The sequence below is a fragment of the Streptomyces sp. NPDC057565 genome (genome assembly GCF_042801455.1).
GTDB classification, from domain to species: Bacteria; Actinomycetota; Actinomycetes; order Streptomycetales; family Streptomycetaceae; genus Streptomyces; species Streptomyces yanii.
This window is the reverse complement of sequence record NZ_JBHVFU010000082.1, coordinates 18,771-27,769: the sequence shown is the minus strand read 5'-3', so window position 1 is coordinate 27,769 and position 8,999 is coordinate 18,771. Positions and strand designations below refer to the sequence as shown.

The following is an 8,999-nucleotide window of genomic DNA, read 5'->3' as shown; positions in this document are numbered from 1 at the left end:
CGCAAGACACTCGGCTGGAAGACACCAGCCGAAGCCCTCAACGAGCATCTACTATCGATTCAGGAACCCGGTGTTGCGACGACCGGTTGAGCCCGCGCAGGGCGTCACTGTCCGCCTCGTCCTTGAAACGGCGCATCCACACATAGCCGTCCTCGTCCTCGTCGTCGACGAAGGAGGCGGTCACGTCCATGCCCTGTGCGGTCTGGAACGGGATGATCACGTCTTCCATATAGCGGACCCACTCCTCGCGGCGTCCGGGCTGAATCTGGTAACGGCGGATTTCGTAGTACATGGCGTGCTCCGGAGTAGGTGAGAGAGTCAGTCGGTGACGGTGAGGACGAGCTTGCCGCGGGTGCGGTTGGTCTCACCCAGGCGGTGGGCCTCGGCGGCCTCTTCCAGTGCGAAGGAGCGCTCCACCTCGATGCGGACCTCGCCGGAGTCGACCAGCCCGGCGATCGTGGTCAGGGCGGCGGAGTCCGGCTCCACCAGGAACGGGCTGGTGCGCACACCGGCTCGTCCGGCCACAGTGGACAGGTGCTCCGAAACACCGCCGGGAATCGCGATGACGAGGCCGCCGGGACGGGTCACCGACACGGACCGGGTGTCGTTGTCGTCCTGGGCGCCGATCAAGTCGATGACGACGTCGATGTCGCCGGTGACGTCCTCGAACCGCTGCTGGGTGTAGTCGATCGTCTCGTCCGCGCCCAGTTCCTTGAGCCAGGCATGCCTTGGTTCGCTGGCAGTGGCCACGACTTCGGCGCCGAGGTGCTTGGCGAACTGCACCGCCAGGTGCCCGACGCCGCCGGCCGCTGCGTGCACGAGTACGCGCTGCCCGGCCTTCACGTCGGCGGTGTCGACCAGGGCCTGCCATGCGGTGAGCGCCGCGAGAGGCAGGGCCGCGGCCTCGGTGTGGCCGATCGAGGCCGGCTTGCGGGCGAAGTGGCGGGAGGGTGCCGTGACGTACTCGGCGTAAGCGCCGGCCGGCCTCGGGAACCAGGGCATGGCATAAACCTCGTCGCCGGGCGCAAGGGTGGTGACGCCGAAGCCGACCTCTTCCACGACTCCGGAGACGTCCCAGCCCAGGATCAGCGGCATTGTCTGCAGGCCGGCCATGCCTTGGCCCGCGCGGGTCTTCCAGTCCACCGGGTTGATTCCGGCGGCGTGCACACGCACCAGTACCTCGGTCGGCAGCGGCTCGGGCCGGGCTACCTGCTCGGCGGTCAGAACCTCGGGTCCGCCGAACTCCTTGATGGTGACGGCCCGCATGGTGTGCTCGCTCATGCTTCCTCGCTCATGTCTGTTGCCATGTGTTCTCTCGCCGGGCCGAGCCCGGCGAGATCCACTCTGTCGTGTACTCACGGCGGCGAGTGAGTGGCCTGAGGGACACCTGTCGTACCATTCCAGCCATGCCGCATCATGTTGCCGTCCTCGCCCTCGACGGAGTCCTGCCCCTGGATCTGGGCATCCCGGCCCGGGTGTTCAACGAGGCGTGCACCACGGACGGGACCCGTCTCTACTCGGTGAGCACCTTCTCGCTCGGAGGCCGACCGGTCCGTACGCACGAGGACTTCCAGATCCTCGTCGACCACGACGAGGATCTGCTGCAGACCGCAGACACGGTGGTGATCGCCACCTTGGAGCCCAGCGAAGACCTGCTCGCGACGGGGACGCAGCCGGACGACCTTGCAGCGGTACTGGATCGGATACGACCGCAGACCCGCATCGTGAGCCTGTGCACCTCCGCTTTTCTGCTGGCGGCAGCCGGCCTACTCAACGGTCTACGGGCCACCACCCACTGGGCGCTGTGCGACAGGTTCGCACGACTGTTCCCCGACGTTGAGGTTGATCCCAATGTGCTGCTCGTCGACAACGGCCGGATCCTGACGTCGGCAGGCGGTGCGGCCGGCATCGACACGTGCCTTCACCTGGTTCGTCTGGACCATGGAGCGACGGTCGCGGCTGCCGCTGCACGCCGGTGTGTAGCAGCACCGTGGCGCGAGGGCGGACAGGCTCAGTTCATCGAGCACCTGGTTCCTCAGGACACCGACCGTTCCACCTCGGCGACCCGGCAATGGGCACTGGAACGGCTGGCTGAGCCGATCACGCTGGAGGACATGGCACGACAGGCGCACATGAGCGTACGTACCTTCACCCGCCGGTTCCGCAGCGAGACGGGAATCAGCCCGCTCAAATGGCTGGCCCAGCGCCGACTGGCGCACGCGCGCCTGCTGCTGGAATCCACCGACCTGACCATCGCACGCATTGCCACCGCCTGCGGCTTCGGCGACCCGGTCGCACTGCGCAAACAGTTCCACACCTACGTGGGCCTTTCCCCGGTGGCCTACCGCCGGGCCCACAACGCACCAGATCCGGCGATACCGGCCGGAGTTGTTCGAGCCGCCGCGGGGTGAGCGCCTGAGCCGTCTTCGTAAGAAGCTGCTTGCGCTCGGCACTGTCCATGGTGAACGTGGAACGGGGAGCGTCAACAACGCCGATCAGCGGCCAACCCCGGGTGACGTCCCCGGTCTGCCACAGCCTTCCGCCTGATGTCCTTCACCAGCCGTGTGTCGGTGAGCAGGCGGCGTGCCTCCGCGTGTCCGGGTTACCGCCCATGCGGGCACGCCCAGCAGCTCGATCTGGGTGAGCGGCCCGGCATCGCGCAGCCGTCGCGTCTCCCCGGCCAGGTCCCGTACGAGCGGGCCGATGACCATCGGCACCCACCGGCAGTGCCGTGGGACGGTGCCGCAGTGGCCCTGCCCGGTTGTATCCGGGACGACGCGGGCGCCGTCGGCTCGGGGCTGGTCATGGTCGGCCTCTCACAAAAGTAGGGGGCGAGGGCTGCACCATCAGCACCACGGTAGCTCCGTCGTAACGCAGACGGCCGCCGGGCGAGCGTCCGTTCCCCTCGACACCGCGTCAGCTTCTATATTGATCGCCGCTGTGAGGGATCAGATCAGGTGGTGTGCCAGACGGATCCGGGGCAGTGAGATTCTGATGTCCGATGACGCGTAGCAGTTCGAGCTGTCCTGCGGCATCGCTGCCAGGGCGAGGGGTGAAGACGAGCAACCGCTGGTCCTGCCGGGCTGTGGCGAGTACTTCGCAGTCGATGCAGACAATGCCGACGGTGGGGTGGACGATGCGTTTGCGGTCGCTGCGGCGTACGGCGACGTCATGGCGCCCCCACAGATCGTCGAACTCGCTGCTGGCGGCGTGCATGGCGCCGACAAGCTTCGCGGCCTGCGGGTCCCGGGGGCGTAGTGCGACGGCGGCACGCAGGTCGGCGACCTGAACCCGGCTCTGGTGCTCGTGGTCTTCACGGAGGTAGAGCGCCCGGGTGGCCGGCTGGGTGAACCATCGGTAGGTGAAGCTGCGGGCGAGCCCGGTGTACGCGGTCTGCTCGCCGAGCAGTGCGACCGCCATCCTGTTCTGCACGAGAACCTCGCCCAGGTCGGAGACGACCTGGGCAGGCAGTTCGGTGAGTGCGTCGAGCAGTCGAAGCAGGTTTGGGCTGACGTGGTCGTCGGCGGCGAAGGAGGGTGGGGCGTGGTGACCGGCCAGGTGCGCTTCCTCGACGCCTTCAGGGCATTGATGGCCCACAGTGGTGATGCGTTCGCCGAGGAAGCCGGCGCGGCCGATCCCGGCAAGGAACAGCGTGCTGCGGAGCTGCAGGCGCGGCGTGATCTTGAGGAGCAGCAGGAGCGAGGTCACGCCGCGTGACCCAGAACGATCCGCTCCACCCGCTTGATGTGACTTTTCTTCTGCACGCGGCGGAGTTGTTGCCTGGTGATCCCCAGGTGGACGACTTCGGCCCGCTCTATGGGGCGGTCGCCCGGGCCAATGCCAAGGCGATGGAACGCGACATCTACGGCTCTTTGCATCTGAAGGCCGCCGCGCTGCTCCAGACGCTGGCCAGGCTGCCTTGTCTGGGGCACTCCAACGAGGCCTTCGCCTGGCACTCGGCAGAGGCGTACCTGGCCCTGAACGGGTGCCTGCTCGAGTATCCACCGAAGGAGGCGGTTTCCTTGGTGCGGGACGCCGCTTCGGGCCCGCTGGGGACTGGCTTGATCGGTCGTCAGCTGCGCACATGGAGCGTTTCCTGACACCGTGTCTGCTGTGACGCCGGAGGGGCGGGGCCGGCAAATCACCGGCTTGCACGGCCAGGTGTACGAAGTTGACCCGCCCCGGATCACGAGCTGCGAGGCTGCGCCCGACGATGCGACGGGGCAAAGCTTGCCGGGAGGGGCACTAGGTTCGCCATGTCCGTCATGGATGCGCTACGGCCGGGCTGTGCGGCCGTCGCCCTCGCGGTAGAGGACCAGGTGCTCGTGGAAGAGAACGCCGTCACGGACGTCGCCGGTGGCGGTGAAGCCGGTGTCGTCGACGTAGTCGATGTGGTTGCCGGTGACGGTGTAGCTGCCGGTGTAGGCGCTCTGGCGGTTGCCGCGGGCTTCGTCGTAGCGGCCGTCGGGCAGTAGTTCCTGGCGGATGTGTCCGTCTGCGGTCACCCACATGCCGGCGTAGGGGTGTGGGTCGCGGGGCGTGTCGTTGCTGGTCATGGCTCTACGATCGGCCCGGCGGCTGATGGTGACCAGGCCGCCGTCTGCCCAGGTGAGGGCTTCCTGGGTGCCGTGCACCCAGCATCGCGAGCGACGGGGCCCTTGTGTCGTGCGGCAGCGAGGCGGGCCGTCCGGGACCTTCCCCATGGCCCGCGCCGGCGTAGGCGCCGGGACGGATCGTGGGTGCCGGACACCTGGGATAACGGCGGCCTGGTTCCGCCCCCGCCGCGCGACGAACCTGGTGGTCAGGCAGCCGCTGTAGCTGCCGGACTCTCGCCTCGAACCCCGCAACGGCGCTCACTTCGCGCAGCGGGGACCCTTATGAGGCGACCCCACCGAGGAGCACGCGCATGAGCATCACCGATACCACCGGCACCGCAGGCTGGAACCCCGAGGCCCTCGACGCGATCCTCGCGAACGACGAGGGACGGCCAGTGCTGTTCACCAACGCTCGCATCCTGACGATGGACCCGCTGATCGGGACCATGACCGGCGCCGACCTGCTGTTCGTCGGCTCCCTGCTCGTGGGCGTGGGCCCGGGCATCATCACTGCTGCGGGCGACGACAATGCCATCGTCGTCGACTGCACCGGACTGACCATCGCTCCCGCCGTCGTAGACACCGTCGCCCTGGCCGGCGGCCGGGGCCACCGCTCGGAGTACGTCGCGACGCTGACCCCGGGCAACACCACCGACTTCGTGGTGGTCCCCGACGCACTCGCCGCCGACGTGCCGAGCGTCGTGGCCGCGCTGATGACCTCGCCGGAGCAGGTCCGCGCGCTCGTCGCGGCCGGCAGGCCGGTCCTGTGGGCCGGTGCGGACGTCCCCGGCCGGGCCACCGCCCCTGAGGCGGGCATCCCGGCCGCAGCGGACCTGACCGGCAGCCCGCGCGTCGGCGTCTGGATCGACCGACACGACTTCCTGCACCAGGAGCTCATGGCCGATGGCCGCTACGACGAGACGCGGGGTGGGCGCCCGCACGCCTACCAGGGCCGCTACTGGATCGATGGCGACCGCGTCGACTACCTGGACGACCTCGGTTTCTGGGCCTACGGGGAGTTCCGGGGCGACGACCTGCACCACGCGGGCTACGTCATGAAGCTCGGCTGACATTCCCCCGGCCGACGCCCCACGGTCCCGATCCTGGGTGCGCGACACCTGGGGAAACCGCGGCCTGGTTGCCGCACGGCCGAGGCTGGTGCTCGCACCTCCTCGGCCGCCCTCCCTCGCGGCCCACCTCTCCTCCCTCCCAGCCTCTCCGGCGGACGGCCCTTCCTCCCGGCCCTTCCGCCGTATTGAAGGAAGACCTCTCATGAACGTTGACGACACCACCAGTCCCGCCGTGCTCGAAGAGCTCCGGCGTCGGCCCGCCGACCGGCGGCGCATCCTGTTCACCGGCGCGACCATCGTCACCATGGACGCTGATCTCGGCGTCATCGACGGCGGCGACCTCCTCGTCGAGGGCGACACGATCACCGCCGTCGGCCGCGACCTCGACGCGGCAGGTGCCGTGGTCGTCGACGCCACCGGCACGATCCTCACCCCCGGTTTCGTCGACACCCACCGGCACGCCTGGGAGGCCCAGTTGCGCCGGATCATGCCGGACGTCGATGACCTCGGCGGCTACGTCATGGCCACTCTGGCCGGCCACGCCACGGTCTACCGGCCCGAGGACATGTACATCGGCACCAGGCTGGCCGCGCTGACCGCGATCGACAGCGGCATCACGACGATGCTCGACTTCTCCCACAACTCCCGTACCCGTGAACACTCCGACGCCGCGATCGAGGCCCTGCTCGACACCGGCATCCGTGGCGTGCACGCCTCCATGGGCCCGCATTTCGGCGAGTGGGACCGGCAGTGGCCCGGTGACCTGACCCGCCTCAAGGGCCAGTACTTCAGCAGCGACGACCAGTTGCTCACGCTGCGTCTGGCGACCCTGGCCACCGACGAGATCGCCGGGCCGTCGCTCGCCTACGGCCCCGAACTCAGCCGCGCCGCACAGGAGCTGGGTATCGGGGTGAGCGTGGACGCCGTGTTCGGCACGTCGGGGTCCGAGGCGGTCCTGCGCTGGGCCAAGGACGGCATACTCAACCCCGACGTCACCCTCATCCACTCCACCGGACTGACCTCCGAGGCATGGAAGGCGATGGGGGAGACCGGCACCACCGTGGCCCTCGCCCCGACGTCCGACGCGCAGATCGGCCTGGAGACCGCGATCCCCGCCGTCGACGAGGCACTCTCCGTCGGTATCCGCCCCGGACTGAGCATCGACGTCGAAGTCGCCCTGGCCAGCGACATGTTCACGCAGATGCGGGCCCTGCACGCCATCCAGCGGATGCGCGCGGTCCACGCCGCCTACGGCACCGACCAGCAGCCCTCCCGCATCACCACCCACGACGTCCTCGACTTCGCCACCCTCCAGGGCGCCCGCACCAACGGCCTGGCCGGCGTCACCGGCTCGCTCACGCCGGGCATGAAGGCCGATCTCCTGGTCGTCCAGGCCGAGGACCTCAACAACATGCCGCTCAACGACCCGATCGGCACGATCGTGCTGGGTTCCGACGCCCGCAACATCAGCGCAGTCCTCATCAACGGCGAACCCCGCAAGTGGGACGGACGTGTCCTCGACGTCGACCTGTCCGCCCTGCGCAGTGAGGTGCACGCCTCACGCGAGTACGTGCTCAACACCCCCGCCGCCTGAGCACCCCTCAACGTCCCCCGGCCGTCCCTCCGCGGCCGGGGGCACCCGCCGCATCGCGTGGAGCCCACCGGCAGATCGGGCCGCGCAGACACACGGGGCGGCGACCAGACCTTCCTCTCCCGGAGTTCCCATGCCCTACCCCGTTCCCCCAACCACGTCATCCCGGCACGCAGCGGCCCAGTCCAGCACTCCGGGCCAGCCGTCCTCCTGGGCTCCTGCTGCGCCGATGCGACCGGCCGGGCCGCTCGAGAAAGGCTGGGGCACCAGAAGGAGAGGGCGGCCGGAGGTGTGTCAGGCGGCGTCGTCGTGGGCGGTGGCGGCGGACTTCTCGCGCCACGGGGCGAGGTCGTCCCGCACCTGCTGGTACTTGACGTCCAGCCGCTCCAGGGTGTCGCGCCCGAGGTAGAGGTGGGTGGGCAGCTTCTCGGCGGCGGCGACCTCGACGACGAGCGCGGCGCCCTTGACGGGGTCGCCGAGCTGGGCGTGGTTGGCCTCGTCGATCCAGTCCAGCGCCACGTGCGCAGGGGCGTCGTCGTAGTCGGCGGTGCGGTCCGCGGCCACCGACAGGGAGCTGGCGTCGCGTGCTCAACAGATCGCCGGGTGCGAGACGTGCCAGCCTGCCGGGGTCGGTTCTCCGGCGGTCTCCCGGGTCAGGAGCTCTGCGCGGGATCCTGCTGGTGAGGCACTTCGGGTGCGCTGAGGGAGCTCAGCAGGGCCAGTCCGTCGGCGGACGGGGAGCCCAGCTCGGCCTGCAAGATGATGAGCTGCTGTCCCGGCACGCTGCGGATGTTGAGGGTCTCGTGCCGCAAATCCAGGTCTCCCACGACGGAGTGGTGAATCCGCTTGACCTCATACGGCGGGACCCGGGTGTACTCGCGGGCCCACAGGGCCCGGAACTCGCCGCTGCACACCGACAGCTCACCGACAAGCTCCAGGGTGCGGGGATCCTGCGGATTGCTGGCTGCGGTCTGCTGAAGGTCGGCGACCGCACGATCCCGGGCCCGCTCCGGGCTTCGGTAGAAGGACTTCGCCGCGGGGTCCAGGAAGAGCATGCGCAGTACGTTGTCGTGCTGCGCGAAGTCACGGTAGAGGGCGTCGGCCAGCGCGTTGGTGGCCAGCAGGTCCTGGGCATGACCGATGATGAAGGCCGGCGTCCTGGTCCAGCTCTCGATCAGCTGCCGCAGGTGCGGGCGTACCCGCTCGACCCGGGAGGGGGACTTAGTGCGGCGGGCTGTCGGCCGGGCCAGCCGGAAGAGCTCCCCCTTGTCCTCGTCCTCGAGTTGCAGTGCGCGGGCCAGGGCCTCCAGCACCCGGGGAGAGGGGCCGAGTCCACGGCCCTGTTCGAGTCGGCTGTAGTAGCTGAGGCTGACACCCGAGATTGTCGCGACCTCGTCGCGCCGCAGGCCCGGCACTCTTCGGCGGCCTGTACCGGGCAATCCTGCTGCCGCGGGGCTGAGGCGTTCTCTGCGGGAACGGAGGAACTGGCCCAGCCCTCCAACCGGGTCAGGGCGCGTGTCGTTGTCCATGCAGCCACGGTAGGCGGATATCGCCGCGCGGAGTTCGGCCGACGGTGGGTGCATTGCACCCAGGAATACGGGTACCCCCCGGGGGAAGGTACGGGTACGTGACGGACCGTGGGATGCCATGTGGCTGCCTTACAAGAGCGTCATCCGAGTAGCCGACGCCCCTGAGCTGCTCCCTCGCCGACCACTCGGCCTCCACAGCGAGCTTCGGAGCCGG

General features: G+C 69.2%; 10 protein-coding genes and 1 pseudogene. 4 read left to right on the top strand and 7 right to left on the bottom strand.

Features of this window, described 5'->3' with window-relative positions:
- Window positions 1–37: 37 nt before the first annotated feature.
- Both ACFU8W_RS47880 and ACFU8W_RS47875 read right to left on the bottom strand, forming a co-directional pair.
- On the bottom strand, window positions 38–292 hold the full coding sequence (locus ACFU8W_RS47880; RefSeq protein WP_384052147.1) for an antibiotic biosynthesis monooxygenase: 255 nt from the start codon (window positions 290–292) through the stop codon (window positions 38–40).
- Between the two features lie 26 nt (window positions 293–318).
- On the bottom strand, window positions 319–1,281 hold the full coding sequence (locus ACFU8W_RS47875; protein WP_345519850.1) for an NADP-dependent oxidoreductase: 963 nt from the start codon (window positions 1,279–1,281) through the stop codon (window positions 319–321).
- A 125-nt stretch (window positions 1,282–1,406) separates the two neighbouring features.
- Between ACFU8W_RS47875 and ACFU8W_RS47870 the strand changes: the two genes are divergently transcribed.
- On the top strand, window positions 1,407–2,411 hold the full coding sequence (locus tag ACFU8W_RS47870) for a GlxA family transcriptional regulator (protein WP_384052145.1): 1,005 nt from the start codon (window positions 1,407–1,409) through the stop codon (window positions 2,409–2,411).
- On the opposite strand, the pseudogene ACFU8W_RS47865 reads toward ACFU8W_RS47870, so the two are convergent.
- Together ACFU8W_RS47865 and ACFU8W_RS47860 are read right to left on the bottom strand one after the other, a co-directional pair.
- A pseudogene (locus tag ACFU8W_RS47865) lies at window positions 2,380–2,711 on the bottom strand (cytochrome P450); the annotation flags it as partial. The gene ACFU8W_RS47870 and the pseudogene ACFU8W_RS47865 sit on opposite strands and share 32 nt — an antisense overlap.
- A gap of 205 nt (window positions 2,712–2,916) precedes the next feature.
- Entirely contained in the window at window positions 2,917–3,708 is a 792-nt protein-coding gene (locus tag ACFU8W_RS47860) for a transcriptional regulator (RefSeq protein ID WP_384052143.1), read from the bottom strand.
- 5 nt (window positions 3,709–3,713) lie between these two features.
- On the opposite strand from ACFU8W_RS47860, the gene ACFU8W_RS47855 reads away from it, so the two are divergent.
- Window positions 3,714–4,100 (top strand): fic family toxin-antitoxin system, toxin component, encoded by a 387-nt coding sequence (locus ACFU8W_RS47855; protein WP_384052141.1) that lies wholly within the window; start codon window positions 3,714–3,716, stop codon window positions 4,098–4,100.
- Window positions 4,101–4,274: 174 nt separating this feature from the next.
- On the opposite strand, the gene ACFU8W_RS47850 is transcribed toward ACFU8W_RS47855, so the two are convergent.
- The gene (locus ACFU8W_RS47850) at window positions 4,275–4,556 is read right to left on the bottom strand and encodes an Atu4866 domain-containing protein (protein WP_345519856.1); all 282 of its coding nucleotides are present in this window, start codon (window positions 4,554–4,556) and stop codon (window positions 4,275–4,277) included.
- A 350-nt stretch (window positions 4,557–4,906) separates the two neighbouring features.
- On the opposite strand from ACFU8W_RS47850, the gene ACFU8W_RS47845 reads away from it, so the two are divergent.
- Together ACFU8W_RS47845 and ACFU8W_RS47840 are read left to right on the top strand one after the other, a co-directional pair.
- Window positions 4,907–5,665: an Atu4866 domain-containing protein gene (locus tag ACFU8W_RS47845; RefSeq protein WP_384052140.1), complete on the top strand. Its 759-nt coding sequence runs from the start codon at window positions 4,907–4,909 to the stop codon at window positions 5,663–5,665.
- 202 nt (window positions 5,666–5,867) lie between these two features.
- Window positions 5,868–7,259, top strand: coding sequence for an amidohydrolase family protein (locus tag ACFU8W_RS47840; protein ID WP_384052138.1), 1,392 nt, complete (start codon window positions 5,868–5,870; stop codon window positions 7,257–7,259).
- A 291-nt stretch (window positions 7,260–7,550) separates the two neighbouring features.
- On the opposite strand, the gene ACFU8W_RS47835 is transcribed toward ACFU8W_RS47840, so the two are convergent.
- Window positions 7,551–7,820, bottom strand: a complete 270-nt coding sequence (locus tag ACFU8W_RS47835; protein ID WP_384052136.1) for a hypothetical protein — start codon at window positions 7,818–7,820, stop codon at window positions 7,551–7,553.
- Window positions 7,821–7,909: 89 nt separating this feature from the next.
- The gene (locus ACFU8W_RS47830) at window positions 7,910–8,785 is read right to left on the bottom strand and encodes a helix-turn-helix transcriptional regulator (protein WP_345519864.1); all 876 of its coding nucleotides are present in this window, start codon (window positions 8,783–8,785) and stop codon (window positions 7,910–7,912) included.
- Window positions 8,786–8,999 lie beyond the last annotated feature (214 nt).

Bases quoted from the DNA above. Each gene is read 5' to 3' on its own strand.
- ACFU8W_RS47845 (WP_384052140.1), top strand. From the start codon at position 4,907: ATGAGCATCACCGATACCACCGGCACCGCAGGCTGGAACCCCGAGGCC.
- ACFU8W_RS47840 (WP_384052138.1), top strand. From the start codon at position 5,868: ATGAACGTTGACGACACCACCAGTCCCGCCGTGCTCGAAGAGCTCCGG.
- ACFU8W_RS47830 (WP_345519864.1), bottom strand. From the start codon at position 8,785: ATGGACAACGACACGCGCCCTGACCCGGTTGGAGGGCTGGGCCAGTTC.
- ACFU8W_RS47875 (WP_345519850.1), bottom strand. From the start codon at position 1,281: ATGAGCGAGCACACCATGCGGGCCGTCACCATCAAGGAGTTCGGCGGA.
- ACFU8W_RS47850 (WP_345519856.1), bottom strand. From the start codon at position 4,556: ATGACCAGCAACGACACGCCCCGCGACCCACACCCCTACGCCGGCATG.
- ACFU8W_RS47880 (WP_384052147.1), bottom strand. From the start codon at position 292: ATGTACTACGAAATCCGCCGTTACCAGATTCAGCCCGGACGCCGCGAG.
- ACFU8W_RS47870 (WP_384052145.1), top strand. From the start codon at position 1,407: ATGCCGCATCATGTTGCCGTCCTCGCCCTCGACGGAGTCCTGCCCCTG.